General features: G+C 36.8%; 12 protein-coding genes. 9 read left to right on the top strand and 3 right to left on the bottom strand.

Annotated features, from left to right (window positions below; all coding sequences use genetic code 11):
- The first annotated feature begins 105 nt into the window (after nucleotides 1-105).
- A complete protein-coding gene (locus tag MLOOGBEN_RS22325; protein ID WP_179160489.1) occupies nucleotides 106-3,057 on the top strand; it encodes a PD-(D/E)XK nuclease family protein in 2,952 nt (983 codons plus the stop codon).
- Complete coding sequence (locus MLOOGBEN_RS22320) at nucleotides 3,050-6,250, top strand: UvrD-helicase domain-containing protein (RefSeq protein WP_179160488.1); 3,201 nt, start codon at nucleotides 3,050-3,052, stop codon at nucleotides 6,248-6,250. The genes MLOOGBEN_RS22325 and MLOOGBEN_RS22320 overlap by 8 nt, the downstream gene beginning before the upstream one ends.
- Before the next feature lie 42 nt (nucleotides 6,251-6,292).
- On the opposite strand, the gene MLOOGBEN_RS22315 is transcribed toward MLOOGBEN_RS22320, so the two are convergent.
- Nucleotides 6,293-6,703: an acyl-CoA thioesterase gene (locus MLOOGBEN_RS22315; protein WP_179160487.1), complete on the bottom strand. Its 411-nt coding sequence runs from the start codon at nucleotides 6,701-6,703 to the stop codon at nucleotides 6,293-6,295.
- 14 nt (nucleotides 6,704-6,717) lie between these two features.
- Nucleotides 6,718-7,179, bottom strand: coding sequence for an SRPBCC family protein (locus MLOOGBEN_RS22310; protein WP_179160486.1), 462 nt, complete (start codon nucleotides 7,177-7,179; stop codon nucleotides 6,718-6,720).
- A gap of 188 nt (nucleotides 7,180-7,367) precedes the next feature.
- Between MLOOGBEN_RS22310 and MLOOGBEN_RS22305 the strand changes: the two genes are divergently transcribed.
- The 6 genes from MLOOGBEN_RS22305 to MLOOGBEN_RS22280 all read left to right on the top strand — a co-directional run bounded on the left by MLOOGBEN_RS22305 (nucleotide 7,368) and on the right by MLOOGBEN_RS22280 (nucleotide 14,078).
- Entirely contained in the window at nucleotides 7,368-8,099 is a 732-nt protein-coding gene (locus tag MLOOGBEN_RS22305; RefSeq protein ID WP_179160485.1) for a DsbA family oxidoreductase, read from the top strand.
- A gap of 168 nt (nucleotides 8,100-8,267) precedes the next feature.
- Nucleotides 8,268-8,912: an SDR family oxidoreductase gene (locus MLOOGBEN_RS22300; protein WP_179160596.1), complete on the top strand. Its 645-nt coding sequence runs from the start codon at nucleotides 8,268-8,270 to the stop codon at nucleotides 8,910-8,912.
- Between the two features lie 185 nt (nucleotides 8,913-9,097).
- Nucleotides 9,098-9,703 carry a DedA family protein gene (locus MLOOGBEN_RS22295; protein ID WP_179160484.1) on the top strand — a complete coding sequence of 202 codons (606 nt, stop codon included), beginning with the start codon at nucleotides 9,098-9,100 and terminating at the stop codon, nucleotides 9,701-9,703.
- A gap of 53 nt (nucleotides 9,704-9,756) precedes the next feature.
- Nucleotides 9,757-11,205, top strand: a complete 1,449-nt coding sequence (cls, locus tag MLOOGBEN_RS22290) for a cardiolipin synthase (protein ID WP_179160483.1) — start codon at nucleotides 9,757-9,759, stop codon at nucleotides 11,203-11,205.
- 162 nt (nucleotides 11,206-11,367) lie between these two features.
- Nucleotides 11,368-11,808, top strand: a complete 441-nt coding sequence (locus MLOOGBEN_RS22285; RefSeq protein ID WP_179160482.1) for a hypothetical protein — start codon at nucleotides 11,368-11,370, stop codon at nucleotides 11,806-11,808.
- Nucleotides 11,809-11,948: 140 nt separating this feature from the next.
- The gene (locus MLOOGBEN_RS22280; RefSeq protein WP_179160481.1) at nucleotides 11,949-14,078 is read left to right on the top strand and encodes a sensor domain-containing protein; all 2,130 of its coding nucleotides are present in this window, start codon (nucleotides 11,949-11,951) and stop codon (nucleotides 14,076-14,078) included.
- Nucleotides 14,079-14,110: 32 nt separating this feature from the next.
- On the opposite strand, the gene MLOOGBEN_RS22275 is transcribed toward MLOOGBEN_RS22280, so the two are convergent.
- Nucleotides 14,111-14,419 (bottom strand): hypothetical protein, encoded by a 309-nt coding sequence (locus tag MLOOGBEN_RS22275; protein WP_179160480.1) that lies wholly within the window; start codon nucleotides 14,417-14,419, stop codon nucleotides 14,111-14,113.
- 236 nt (nucleotides 14,420-14,655) lie between these two features.
- On the opposite strand from MLOOGBEN_RS22275, the gene MLOOGBEN_RS22270 reads away from it, so the two are divergent.
- Nucleotides 14,656-15,240 (top strand): undecaprenyl-diphosphatase, encoded by a 585-nt coding sequence (locus tag MLOOGBEN_RS22270; RefSeq protein WP_179160479.1) that lies wholly within the window; start codon nucleotides 14,656-14,658, stop codon nucleotides 15,238-15,240.
- Nucleotides 15,241-15,548 lie beyond the last annotated feature (308 nt).

The following is a 15,548-nucleotide window of genomic DNA, read 5'->3' as shown; positions in this document are numbered from 1 at the left end:
TGTTTAATCCATGCATTTTTGTAAAAACATGGATTTTCCTGTCATCCTGTAAAGGTAAAATGATATAATGTGACCAATAATGTGAGTCTACAAAGGTGGGGTAACATGCATTCGATAGTCAATGAACTAAACCAAATCTGTACTCAATATCTCATAAAAGAAAAAGTCGTCATTGTTGATTCTTTCGAAATCGGAGAACAAATCAATGAGGCTTATATTAAGGCGGGACAACGGGCGATTAATCTTAAGTATAAGACGGTACTTAATCTTGCCAGGAATCTTGTGGAATTACATGGTGATGAGCCAATAAATGTACTAGATGGAACAGTTGGCGTTCATTTTACCTATAACATTCTGAAAGAATTAAAGAACCAGAGGAAACTGTGTTACTTTTCAGAAATGGAAATTACACCTTCCTTTAGTCATGCCATTTATTCAACGCTTCAGAATCTTAGGCTTGCAGGTTACAATGCGGGAACAATTAGGAAAGACGCTTTCCTTGCTTCTGAAAAAGCAGAGGATTTAGCAGCAATTTTAATAGAATATGAAAAAATGCTTGATACCAATCATTTTACTGATAAAGCCTCCATCCTTACCAAAGCAATACATTTTGCCCAAAGGAATGAGAAGGCAGTCTTTATACTACAGTCCAATTTGCACCTAACACATCTCGAAGAATTGCTTCTTCGTCAAATCCTGCCGGAAGGATCTTTCAAACTGCCTCTTGCTCCTGTTTTAGGGGTAAACATCCCAGAAAGGTCAAGTTTATCCTCGATATCCTGGGGAGAGCCAACGCCGTTAAGCTGCCTCTACCAGCTTGATGAAGCAGGAGAAGGAACAGTAAATATAGATATTTTCACTTCAAAAACAGAGGAAATGGAAGTAAAACATGTATTAGAAAAGATAAAATCCTCTAGAGCACCGCTGGATGGGTGTTTTGTTTTTTATACAAATGCTGATGCTTACATAGCACCGTTTTTCAATTTAGCACAAAAACTTGATATTCCAATAACCTTTGGTGAAGGGCTGCCTGTAGTTTTAAGTCGGCCTGGACGGTTAGTTTCGGGAATAGTCACTTGGATCCAATCTAATTATAGTGTTCAATCCTTTATTGATTTGCTGAATGAAGGTTTAATCAACCTCGGTGACGATTCACCTTCAAAATCCAAAATCGTAAGAGTTCTCCGGGATCTACAAATCGGTTGGTCGAAGGATCGGTATCTAACACAGCTTGATAGTGAACGGAAGCGATTAACTGAAAAAGGGGAAGAGTTTGAAAGTCGAATAAATGAAATAGTGTGGTTACATCAATGGTTTTCAAAGATTTTTAAAAAGCTCCCTGATAGTAATCAAACCTTTAATTATAAAAAGTGCTTATCCAGCATTGCCTATATTTTAAAAATTCATAGTAAAAGCAGCACAAAACTTGATGAAATTTCAAAAACAACGCTTTTGGAAGAAATCGAAAAAATTGTTCCTTATGCCGATGAGGAGTTAGTTAGGCACGATGTATTTGAAAAGCTGAACGACCTGCTGCTTTCGATAAGGGTGAATCAATCGCGTCCAAAACCCGGATACCTGCATATTACTTCCTATAAAAAAGCTATCTATCACAGTGCACCGAATGTATTTTTCTTGGGGCTTGATAATCGGAAGTTTCCCGGGAATTCAGGAGAAGATCCATTGCTGCTTGATACAGAGCGTATTGCACTTGGGAATAAAATGCCATTACTACGTGAAAGGGGTCAGGAAAACACCTATACGCTACTGCAAGCTTTAGCTCATTCAACGGGAAAGGTGATAGTAAGCTATTGTGATTTTTCCATCAATGATAATCGTGTGATAAACCCTGCTCATGTCATTCTACAATGCTACCGGATGATGACAGGTAATAAAGATGCTGAATTCAAAGACGTAAAATCACAAACATCAGACCTCTTTTCTAATGAGATTTTTGAGGATAAAGACTATTGGACTAAGAAATTAATCGACGACATTCCTTCACAGCTCAACGAAGGGATTCTTAATCATTTTCTAAATGTCAAACAAGGTCTTTCAGCAGAGAGTGCTCGTTTTACAGAAAGCTATTCCGAATATGATGGATTAGTACAAATGGACTCAAGCCAGTATGACCCGCGGATTAATCAGGAAAAAACAATGAGCGCAGGGAAATTGGAGACACTTGCAAGGTGTCCTTATTCTTACTTCCTCAAGGAGGTATTAAGAGTGAGGCCAATCGAGGAGGTTTCCTATGATGCGAATAAATGGTTAGATCCAGCAACTAGGGGCAGTCTTCTTCACAGCATTTTTGAAACCTTCTATAAGGAAGTAACACAACACAATGTTAAGCCGAACTACGCCATTCATTACGATAAAATAATGGAAATAGCTGTGGGCCACATTGAAAATGAAAAAGAAGTTCTGCCACCGCCCAATGAACGGGTTTATCAGCGGGAAATGAACGATATCTTTGCATGCTGTGATATCTTTCTAAAAGAAGAAGAGATTCATGGTGAGCAATACAATCCACTCCATTTTGAATATTCATTTGGTATTGGAGACAGCGAACCAGCCACTATTAAACTGCCATCAGGAGATGTAAAGATAAGGGGAATCATTGACCGTGTCGACCAATCCCTTGATGGCAGGTACCATATCATCGATTATAAAACGGGAAGTACGTATGGATATGAGAAAAATAAAGTTTTTAAAGGCGGTCGTCAGCTTCAGCATATGATTTATGCCTTAGCAATTGAACAGCACTTAAATTTAGATGAAGGTGCTGTGGAGGAAAGTTCTTATTACTTCCCGACCATGAAGGGAATGGCACAGCGATTTCCTAGGAAGCAGGACGTTACTTTAAGAAGGAATGGTTTAGATATTTTGCAAAAGCTCATTGACGTGATTAAACTTGGTCATTTTGAAATGACAGAGGATGAAAATGATTGTAAATTTTGCGAATTCAAGCTGGTTTGCCGCCGCCACTTCTATGATAAAGACTCCCTTGAAAAAAAGCAGTCTAATCAAAAGCTAACGGGGGTTCGTGCATATGACTAAAAAAATTATTGATCAAGAGGCAAGAGATAAAATTAAAAACAATCTGCAAACCAATTTCTTAGTCGAAGCGGGTGCGGGCTCTGGTAAAACAACGAGCCTCGTCGACCGGATGGTAAACCTGATTACCACTGGAGCAGCGGAAATCCAAGAAATTGTAGCGATTACCTTTACAAGAAAGGCAGCAGACGAGCTAAAGGTACGCTTCCAATCAAAATTAGAAGCAGCCTGGAAAGAAGAAAGTGACCTTGATATTAAATTTCGGTTGTCGGAAGCACTTCAAAATATGGAACGATGCTTTTTAGGTACCGTTCATTCCTTCTGCGCCAAGCTGCTTCGTGAACGGCCAATTGAAGCCAATTTGGATTTAACCTTCAAGGAATTAGAAGAGTCCGAGGATTTAGAGCTTTTAGAGGAATCGTGGCAGCTTTATTTGCAAAATTTATTGGATGAAAAACCAAATCAATTTGACCAAATCAATGAATTGGGTATTAGTATGGATCAGATTTTCCCATGGGTAGAAAATCTAAAAGAATTCTCTGATGTTCAGTGGATTACAGAAACTGTTAACAAACCCACACTCACATCAGATTTTCAATCCTTTATGAAGATGATAAAAGAAGCGTTGAAAGCAATACCAGATGAAGAACCCTCAAAAGGTTACGATTCCTTACAAAAATCGATCATAATGGCTATTCAAAAAGAAAGATTGATGGATGTAACGAAGGATAAGAACATCATCAGTATTTTCGAATTATTTAATAAAAGCTTAAAACCGACATTAAATCGCTGGCATTCTAAAGAGGATGCGAAGTTTTACAGTGAAAAAGTCACTGTTTTTCTTGAAGTGTCAATCAAGCCTTTGCTCCAAGCTTGGAAGGAATATTGCCATCCATTTATCGTAGATTGCATTCAAGAAGCATTAACTGTCTATGAAGTCTTAAAAAAAGAACGCTCATTATTAAATTTCCAGGATTTAATGTTACACACCTCACAGTTGTTAAAGAAAAATCCTGAGGTAAGAAGCTATTTTCAAAAAAAATACCGTTTCTTACTTGTGGATGAATTTCAAGACACGGACCCACTTCAGGCTGAGATTATGTTTTTTCTAACTAGTGAGAATCCAAGTGAACAAATATGGACTAGGTGCACACCGAAAGTAGGCTCACTTTTTGTCGTGGGGGATCCAAAACAAGCGATTTATCGATTCCGTCGAGCCGATATTGATACATACAATCGTGTGAAACAGTTAATGGAAGAGCATGGCGGTGAGGTCCTGCAATTAGTCACAAACTTCAGATCTGTTGATACTGTAACGGAGGAGTTAAATACTGTATTTGAAAAGCATTTACCAGCTGTCGAAACACTGTATCAAGCAGCCTATCGACCATTAATAGCACACCACATCGATGAGGGCGTTGAATTTACTGGAATCAAACGTTTAACAGTTCCTGCAGACATCAGTAAAAAAGAAGAAGTAATCCTAAAGGATGCAGAGAATATTTCCCTTACCATTCAATCTTTGCTTAATAGTGGGTACCGGGCTAAGGACTTTATGGTACTAACAAGATACAATGATGGCGTTTCAGTATATGCAAAGATAATAGAGGCAATGGGGATTCCCGTCAGTATTTCGGGTGAGGTAGTCCTGGGAGAAACAAGAGAGTTTCAGGATTTATGGATTTTATTAAAATCCTTTTTAGATCCTACAGATGAAGTGAGTTTTGTTGCAGTACTTCGCGGGATTTTCTTTGGTATCAGTGATCAAGAGCTTTATGAATGGAAGCAAGCAAAAGGGAGATTTTCTATTTATAGTGATATTCCAGAGGCTTTGAATTCAGTGATCAAGGAAAAGTTTAATAATCTATTAACCATATTAAAGTTATGTCAACAAAGAATACAGCAGTTACCACCAACTTCTGCCATAGAAAGTATTATGGAGATAGTAGGCTTTTATCCCTTGCTTTTAAAAAATGGCCGTAACAAACGTACCTATAAGAGTATGCTGCAAATGATGGAAAACTTACGTAAACAGGAGGCTTCAGGGAATACCAACTATAAACAAATACTGGATTCTCTAACAAAATTGCTTTTTGAAAAAACAACAGTCGCGAATATAGAGGAAGAGGCTGACGCAGTTCGGGTAATGAATGTTCATAAAGTAAAGGGACTTGAGGCGCCCGTTGTTTTCTTGGCTCACCCTGCCAAACAGGTGAATCCGGTCTCCTTTCTATCACAGCATATCAAACGAGAGGACTATTCCTCACAAGGATACTTTAAGTTTACCGTGAGAAATGGTTTTCAGGATAGGGAAATTGCGGTTCCTCTAAACTGGGAGACCTATAAAAACGAGGAATTAGAGTACCTTACAGAAGAAGAATTGCGGATTATTTATGTCGCAGCCACCCGGGCGGAAAAAGCACTCGTCATTAGTTCAAACGGAAGTAATAAGAAAAATCCTTGGAATGTCCTTTTTGAGATGGAAAACATTGAGGAATTGGAGGTTTCTGTCGTAGAGAAGGTCGAAAAGACAGTTGCCAATGAAATCACTTTTGCTGAGTACCAAGCAAAAATGGTTAGTAAGCTTGCTTGGCTGGAGCAAACCAAAGAAAAATCCTTTGAGCACTGGACACCAACAAAGGATAAGGATTTTTCAGATGTATTCGAAATTGAACGGGAAGCAGGCGGCGGAAAAGAGTGGGGGACCCTGATTCATGATGTCCTTGAAAAAGCTGTTCAAGGTCATGATGTTACCAAGTACATCAAGGCGGCATTAAGCAGCAACAAAATTCCACTTTCAAAAGAAGATGAGGTGATTACGTATCTTACCAACTTACGGATTTCGGAGATATGGGATGAAATCCAAACAGCTGATGAAGTCTTAACGGAAGTTCCTTTTACCTTAAAAGTTGAAAAGAATGATTCTCTTTATGCACAAATTACAATGAATCCTGAAGATAAACATCCTTTTTTTGTAAAAGGAATCATTGATCTTATCTACAAAAAGAATGGTGAATGGAACATTGTGGATTACAAAACTGACCGCGCAAAAAGGAAAGAGGACTACGAAAAACTGCAAGCTTATTATAGTGCTCAACTATCCTTTTATAAGCAGGCATGGGAAGAAATAACGAAGGAAAAAGTGAAGAGAGAAAGTCTTTACTTTCTAGAACCAAATAGGGTAGTTCACTATTAACAATAAAAATTCCTCATTATAAAAAATGGGGAATTTTTATTGTTACTTATATTCAAGTTCAAATTGTTCGATTCGTTCCCTGACAAAATCAGGAACGGGGCAGGGTTCCATGGTTTGATGGTCGACACTCACGTAAATAATCTCAGCCAGGAGAACGGGTTCGATTTCATCTTCTCTTGTAATCATAAAATTCATCGTCATGCTTTTATTGCCAACTCTTTCCATCCGGCACCAAATGGTGAGCCAATCATTTAAAAATGCAGATCGTTTATAATCGATGGTCGATTTTGCAAGCACAAAATCAAACTTTTCATCGTGTTGAAGAAGCTGCTGGAAATATTCTGTGACGGCAACATCAATATACGTTAAGTAATGAGAATTAAAAACAATCTTTTGACCATCAATTTCCGAATAACGCACTTTTAATCGATGTGAGAAACGATAATCTACCATTCTAGGCTCCTTTCTTATTTCACCAATGCGTGATCCTTCTCGGCAACTTCTTTAACCTTTTCAACAAATTTCACCACTGTCTTATCACTGGCAAACCATAAAAATAATTTGAAAATTGCTTTTAATGGTTTATTTGTTGTTGTGTATTTAAAACGTGATTGATGTTCGTTTATTTTCGTTAATTCATAGCCAGAGGTAATCTCAAAATAGTTGGCTAGGTTAAATCCAACCTTCATTTTCTTATGATCAGGAGTGTCTAAATAAACCAATGTTTCAACATCATACTCTTCAACCCGTTTCCCTTCTTTATACTGCTGACGATAGATACTGCCAACCCCTTCTTCTGTCACTTTCACGGGAGTTTGGCTAACCACCTGCGGCATAATTTTTTGCATATTTTCTAAAGAACCATCAAATAATGCCCAAATCTTTTCAATAGGAGCATCAATTTCTATTTCTTTTGTCCATTCCTTCATCCGAGAACACCTCTTAGTATATAATTATTTAAAATTTTCCGAAAAAATAACATGTTGAATTTAATATTCTATTTTTTGCGTGAAACTCCTTTCTATTTTACCAAACTTGGTTTGTAAGCATGATTTTTAAGTTTTTTAAGAGGCTATGATACTATAAGAAGGAATCAAAGAGAAAAAGAGGTGCAATCATGAAAATAGAAGTATGGTCTGATTTTGTCTGTCCATTTTGTTATATAGGAAAGCGTCGTTTAGAAGAGGCACTTACTCAATTTCCACATAGGGACAGTGTTGAAGTAGAATTCAAAAGCTTTGAGCTGGATCCTAACTCTCCCCCATACAGTGGCAAAAGTATTCATGAAGCATTAGCATCAAAATACGGGATGAGTATTGAACAAGCAAAGCAAGCCAATCAAAATGTTGGTCAGCAAGCAGCTACTGTAGGACTGCAGTTTAATTTTGAGAACATGAAGCCAACGAATACATTTAACGCTCACCGTTTGGCAAAGTTTGCGAAAACACAAGGTAAAGAAGCTGTTATTACCGAGAAACTTCTATATGCTTATTTTACGGAATCCAAGAATGTAGGCGACCTAGAAACTTTAGCAGATATTGCTGCAGCGTCAGGGCTTAATCGCGAAGAGTCATTGAAGGTCCTTCAAGATGAAAAAGCGTATGCAAATGATGTTAGAATTGATCAATCGATTGCTCAGCAGTATCAAATTACAGGGGTACCGTTTTTTATCGTTAATCAAAAATATGCCATATCGGGTGCCCAGCCAACCTCAACCTTTGCAGGAGCACTCCAAAAAGTATGGGAAGAAGAAAATCCAGCTCCGGTACTACAGGACCTTTCAACGGTTAGCGCAGAAGATGCAAGCTGTGTGGATGGCAACTGTGTAATTCCAGAAAGAAAAGAATAGCTCTTTAGGAAAAACTGCATCTATTAGGTGCAGTTTTTGTTATTAGCAATGTGAAGGGTTAGTAAATTCTGAATATCTTGGGAGTTTACCCTCCCATTATAGTGCTTTTTGAATAAGTTGGTTTGCCAATGAAATAATAGTCGTAAACAAGGTAAGGAGCAAACAATGATGAACGTATTGGTGGTTGGAGCGAATGGTCAGGTTGGTAAACTTCTTGTCAACCAACTCAGAGGCAGTTTGGAACATACAGTTAAAGCAATGGTTAGAAGAGAAGAACAAGCTGAGGCATTTAAAAAGATGGATTTAGAAGTAGCGGTGGCCTGTTTAGAACAAAGCGTAGAAGATATTGCTCAGGCAGCAAGAGGCTGTAATGCTATTGTGTTCACTGCTGGATCAGGTCGGCATACGGGATATGATAAAACTCTCCTTATTGATTTAGATGGTGCGGTGAAAACGATTGAAGCGGCAGAAAAGGCCGGGATTAAACGCTTCATCATGGTTAGCGCCATTCAGGCACACAGAAGAGAAAACTGGCATGAGAAAATGCTTCCTTATTATGCGGCAAAATACTATGCAGACAAAATGCTTGAACAAAGTGAACTAACCTATACGATTATTCGTCCAGGCGGGCTATTGAGTGAGCCAGGGACTGGAATGATTACAGCAGCGGAAGATATACGGAGCGGGAGGATACCCCGTGAAGATGTGGCAACAACTATTATCCATTCCCTAACAGAAGAAAATACATATTACCAATCCTTTGACCTCGTTTCAGGTGGTGTACCCGTTAGTGAAGCACTAAAACTTATCTAACAAACAGGTAAAAATGGATATCTGTGTAGAAAAGCATTTGAATCTCAAATGCTTTTTTCGTTGGAAAATGGTTTTAAATTTACCCGCGAAAAATATAGTAGTTAGAAGTGATGTCCCATTTTGAAACTTTTCCGACATCCAAACGTAATTCTATAAAAGCTATTTATCATTCTTTGGAGGGTATTATGGATTTATGGATTAAAGAATTTATTGAACAATTTGGGTATTGGGGCGTGTTTCTCCTCATTGCACTTGAAAATATATTCCCTCCTATCCCATCAGAAGTGATTCTAACATTTGGGGGCTATATGACCGCTCAAACTAAACTGACTGTTCTTGGAGTTATTGCAACTTCCACGTTAGGCTCAGTGTTTGGTGCTGTTATCCTTTACCTGCTTGGGACCATTTTAAATGTAAACAAATTGGAGGGTATTATTGAACGATACGGGCGGTTCCTCCGTTTAACAAAAGAGGACCTCTTTCGAGCAGACTCGTGGTTTGATAAATATGGTATCTGGACAGTCTTTTTCTGTCGTTTCATTCCACTCATACGCAGTCTCATTTCGATCCCTGCAGGTATGGCGAAAATGAACTTTTGGCTGTTCATCAGTTTTACAACCTTGGGCACCATCATTTGGAATACAATGTTGATAAATCTTGGAGCACGAGTAGGAGAAAATTGGGAAGCAATAGCGGAGAGAATAGACCATTATTCTAATTATTTATATGTACTCTTATTTATTCTCCTTATCTTCGTCATCGGATGGCAGAGAAAAAGAAGAAGATACTAGTAGAAACGAAGAGTTAATTGGCAATAATTATGTTAGTTGAGAGGGTTTTTACTATGAATATTACGTCTATCTTATTAGGCTTACTTCTTATTCTGAATATCATGTTGGCCCTCGTTGTTATTTTTCAAGAAAGAAGGGACGTTGGTTCTACTTGGGCCTGGTTATTAGTTCTATTTTTCATTCCAATCCTTGGATTTGTGATGTATCTTTTATTAGGGCAAAATTTAAGTCGAAAACGGCTTTTCCAATGGGATGATCTCAAAAAGACAGGATTTGAAAAAGAATTAGAAACGCAATTGACTAAACTTCGTTTAAATCAATTCTATTACCGGAATGATGTTACCAAGAATAATCATGATTTGATTTATATGCATATGATTAACAATCAAGCCATCTTAACAGAGGATAATAGTGTTGAGATTTTTACAGACGGTAAAGAAAAATTTGAACAGTTATTTAAAGATATAAAAGCAGCTAGGAATTATATTCATATCCAATATTACATTATTAAAAATGATAATTTAGGAAAAAAACTTATTGAGGCTTTGACTTCAAAAGCAAAGCAGGGAGTAAAGGTACGAATCCTTTATGATGAATTAGGTTCACGAAGCTTGCCGAAAAGATCATTTAGAGAATTTCGAAAAGCTGGAGGTCAAGTGGAGGTCTTTTTCCCATCTAAATTTCGGTTTATTAATCTAAGGATGAACTATCGGAACCACCGAAAGCTAGTTATTATTGATGGGAGTATTGGCTATGTTGGCGGTTTCAATGTTGGTGATGAATATTTGGGACTTAATAAAAAATTTGGTTATTGGCGGGATACCCATCTAAGGATTCAAGGGACGGCTGTTTATGCTCTCCAGACCCGTTTCATCCTGGATTGGAATCAAGCCTCCGATGACCAAGATGTTGACTATGTACCGAATCTATACCCAGAAGATATCTCTCATGGGAAAATCGGTATTCAAATTGTAACGAGTGGTCCTGATTCTGAGTTTCAACAAATAAAGAATGGCTATATAAAAATGATTATGTCTGCAAAAAAGTCAATTTATATCCAAACTCCATACTTTATACCTGATGAAAGCTTGTTAGATACCCTTCGTATTGCCTGTTTATCGGGAGTGGAAGTCAATATTATGATTCCAGATAAACCTGATCACTTATTTGTGTATTGGGCAACTCTCTCGCATGTTAGTGAATTATTAAAAGTTGGCGCTAAGGTATATATTTATCAAAATGGTTTTATCCATGCAAAAATGCTGGTTGTCGATGAAGAAATCTCATCTGTTGGGACGGCGAATATTGACTATCGAAGCTTTAAACTCAATTTTGAAGTCAATGCCTTTTTATATGATGAAGGTGTTTCTAGAAAACTAACGAAAACTTTTAAAGAGGATATAATGGTATCGAAGTTACTAACGTTTGAAGGTTATCAGAAACGTTCTTTAGAGGTTCGTCTTAAAGAATCTGTTTCTAGATTGCTATCTCCTATTTTATGAGTAACCCTATAGCTAAAGCTAGGGGTTTTACGCTGCTTTTTGATAAAAAAGAACAGTGTGATAATTCAGTTTTCTGCAAAATAGGTGTATAATAAAAGTAGGAAAACTACTTCTTGTTCGACCTGATTTTTTCCTAATTTATTTGGAGGAAGATGGAGGAAAATGAACAAATCAAAGGTATTATCCTACAGTACAGGTACTTTATTGGCATTGGTTGGGATTGGGGCTATTGTTGTTGGAGTGGGATTAGTGATTGAACCGAGTGGAGATCGTATTGGATTACCTCTGGAGCTCCTAAATAACTCTCCATTTGAAGACTTTTTAATCCCAGGATTTGCGTTATTTGTTATCAACGGTTTCGGTAGTTTAATCGGAGCAGTATTGGCATTCTTGAATAATCGTTATGCAGGATTCACAACCATGATTCTTGGAATTGCGATGATCATCTGGATTACAGCTCAAGTAATTTGGATTGGATGGGAAAGTGTACTGCAGCCGATTTTTCTAGGTGTAGGACTTGTTGAATTAGCTTTAGGATTTTTGTTAACCGACTGGACAATAGAGCATGGAAGGTTTCATCGTCATCATCCACATGCTCATTAATAAAAGTTAGCCTATCCCATAAGGGGTAGGCTATTTTTAAAATTTATGAACTCTTGTCTTTTATAAGAAGTTTTTTGGGAAATAGTAATACTAAATGCAACTTAGAGGCTTAGCGATATTTGGAGGAGGTAACCATAGGTGTGGGTCTTGTAATTAAGATAGGATTAATCATTGGTACTATTGTTATCATTTCTTCCTATATTCGTAAATTTTCTAAAAATTATAGCAAATATCAATTAAATGAGCAGTATTATAAATCTTTATATGAACAAAATCCTGATGCTGTGATTATTTTTGATACAGAGGGAAAGTTTATCAGCGCTAATAAAGCTGTATCACTTTACGGGTTTAGTGAGGATGAATTACTTCAAAAGCCCTTTGCAGAATTTCTTCTCCCTGAAGACTTAGAAATGGTAATGGGGCATTTTAGCCAAGCTCTAGACGGAAAGGCGACAGCCTATGAATGTTCTATAATCGATAAAGAGGGATCTCAAAGGGAAATTAGTGTAACAAATATACCTATTTATGTGAATGAGAGTATTACTGGTGTATATACAATCATTAAAGATATAACACAGCATAAAAAAGCTAGAATCGATCTTATAGAGGCTGAAGCCAAATATAGAAGCCTAATAGAAAATTCGTTAGTAGGGGTCTATATACTTCAAGATGGAAAGATCGTTTACGTTAATCCGAGGCTTTGTGAAATGTCAGGTTATAGTTTTGATGAATTAGATGGTTTGGGGATTAATGAATTTATTTATCATGAGGACCTGACAATTGTTAATGAAAATATACTAAAACGCTTCAATAATGAAACAGGTTCAGTTACATACGAATATCGAGCAATCCGTAAGGATAAAAGCGTTATTACCCTAGAATTATATGGTTCAAAAATCGTTTATAACGGCCGGGACGCTATCATTGGAACCGTTATAGATATTACCGAACGAAAAAATAATGAAAAAATGATTAAGCATATGGCCTATCATGATCAATTAACAGATTTGCCTAATAGATATTTGTTACGTGAAAAACTAAATGATACTGTAAAATATTCAAGAAATAATAATCAGAAATTTGCGTTGCTGTTTTTAGATTTGGATCGTTTCAAAGCCATAAATGATACAATGGGCCATGAAATTGGCGATAAAGTTTTAGTTGGAATTGCGGAAAGACTAAAAGCTTGTGTGAATCTAAAAGATGTCATTTCTAGGTATGGAGGGGACGAATTTTCAATTCTTCTTCCTAACTCTGACGAACAAAGAGCGGGAGAAGTCGCACAACAAATTATAACCAGCTTATCTGTCCCTTTTATATTTAATCATCATGAATTTATGGTTACTCCAAGTATAGGAATTACTGTTTTCCCTACCGACGGTGAAAGCTTTGGCACGTTAATGAAAAATGCAGATTTAGCTATGTATCATGCAAAAAGCTTAGGCAAAAATAATTTTCAATTCTTTACTGATGAGTTAAATAAAAAAGCTCAACATGAATTAGATTTAGAAGTAAACTTACGAAAAGCACTCGAACTATATCAATTCGAATTATATTACCAGCCACAGTTCAATATAAAAACCAATCAGCTTTGTGGAGCCGAAGCGCTTATGAGGTGGATACATCCTGAAAAAGGCATCATTCCACCTGCAGCTTTTATTCCTTTAGCAGAAGAGACTGGACTGATTATTCCAATGGGGGAGTGGGCAATACGAACAGTCTGCCTAGAAAATAAAAAATGGCAAATGGCTGGATATCCACCTATCACTGTTTCTGTAAATATTTCAGCAAAACAATTTTTTCATTCAAATTTGGTTGAAATCGTACAATCCGCATTAATCGAGGCGGAACTCGAACCAAAATATCTAGAACTAGAGATTACTGAAAGCATTACAATGAATGTAGAACACTCCATTTCGACACTTTTAGAATTAAAGAAAATTGGGGTGAATATCAGTATTGATGACTTTGGCACGGGATATAGTTCACTGAATTACCTGAAGAGGCTGCCAATCGATAAATTAAAAATTGACCAATCTTTTATTCGAGACTGTCCTAATGACATAAACAGTAATACTCTCGTCCGAACGATAATTGTAATGGCACATCTACTTAAACTTCAAGTCAAAGCGGAGGGAGTAGAAACACAAGACCAAATATCCTTTCTGCTAGAACAAGGCTGTAAGGAGGCACAAGGGTACTTTTTCAGCAAACCTATACCTGTCCCAGATTTTGAAACGAAATATATGAAAAAACGCTTGGAATTGTGATCCGAGCGTTTTTCTACTAGTTAGATTTAGGTTTACCTCTTTAATCGCTTAAGGACGCTATCTTCAAATTCAGCTTGATCTATATCTAATCCAATTACTTCATTTCTAAAGGACTTAAAACGTCCATTCTCCACCTCAAGCGTGAAATATCCTCTAGAACTAGTTAGGTTTATATCCCCAATGATATTTTTTCTTCTGGCAGGATCAAACAAATTTACTAAATTAGGATTGCTTGGATGTTGTTTAAACCGACAGCCCTGTTCCACACAAACTCTCACAATATTACGTACCTTAGGATGAGCAATACTTTCCACCTTTTTAATTACTTCCTCGTTCGCCATAGGGTGTGATTCTCCTTTCCATTCCTTCAACAGTATGCTATTGGTAAGGGAAATATGCATATCTATTAAAGTAACGTATTAGTCTATGTACTCATTCAAAAAAAAGAATAGAATTCTCTCGGTTTAAAATTAAAATCTTACCAAATTGTAAGGTAAATGTAAGGAAAAGAAATTAAGGAATGGCTATGATTGTCATATACTCCTCTTTAGTAGTAGTTAAGGGGAGGTGTTATTTTATGAATGAGAGTTTATTTAGATTAATTAATGATTTAGGAAAACAACATACTTTCTTTAATCCTATTTTTGTCTTTATTGCGGAATATACGGTTATATTCTTAGCCTTAACGGTAATCACTTTCTGGTTTACCCGTGTAAAACAGAATCGAATGATGATTATTTGTGGTTCAACCACATTTGTCATAGCTGAGATTGTTGGGAAGGTAGCTGGAAAAATCCATTCCAATAACCAGCCCTTTGCCGAACTGTCAAACGTAAATCAATTAATAGAAAAAGCGGTTGATAACTCATTTCCAAGTGACCATACTATTTTGTTTTTTTCATTTTGTATGACATTCTGGATATTTAAAGGTGGTAAGGGATTTATTTGGATACTGCTTGCAATTCTAGTTGGTATATCTCGTATTTGGGTAGGGGTTCACTATCCAGCAGATATCATGGTTGGGGCAATCATCAGTATCATTTCAGCGTTTCTGATGTTTCGAATTGTTCCTAAATTAAGTCTGACTCAAAAATTACTGGGGATGTATGAAAAAGGAGAATCCATTATCCTGCCATTAAAAAAGGACAATTATCAAGGTTAATTATTAATATAGAAGAAACCTGCTTAATCTACCAAATTAAGCAGGTTTTTATGTTAGGGGATAAAATAAATTGGAAGGTTTTACATATTGCAGTGTGTCTTGCAGGGTGTTATTATAAGAAAGTTCCTTCGCGGAGAGGTTAACAACATGATGAATTTTAAAAAATGTGTTGACTCTAATGGAGAGAACGTGGTAAGATATATTTTGTCGCTGAAACAAGTGACGCATTGTTCTTTGAAAACTAAACAAACAAGAACGTCAACAAACAATTTTTTAGCTTTTTATAAAAGCTAAGCCAACGTAACATT

The sequence above is a fragment of the Bacillus sp. EB106-08-02-XG196 genome (assembly GCF_013396335.1).
Taxonomy (GTDB): Bacteria; Bacillota; Bacilli; order Bacillales; family Cytobacillaceae; genus Neobacillus.
Note: the sequence above shows the minus strand (reverse complement) of the source record. Positions and strands in the feature narration are given on the sequence as shown.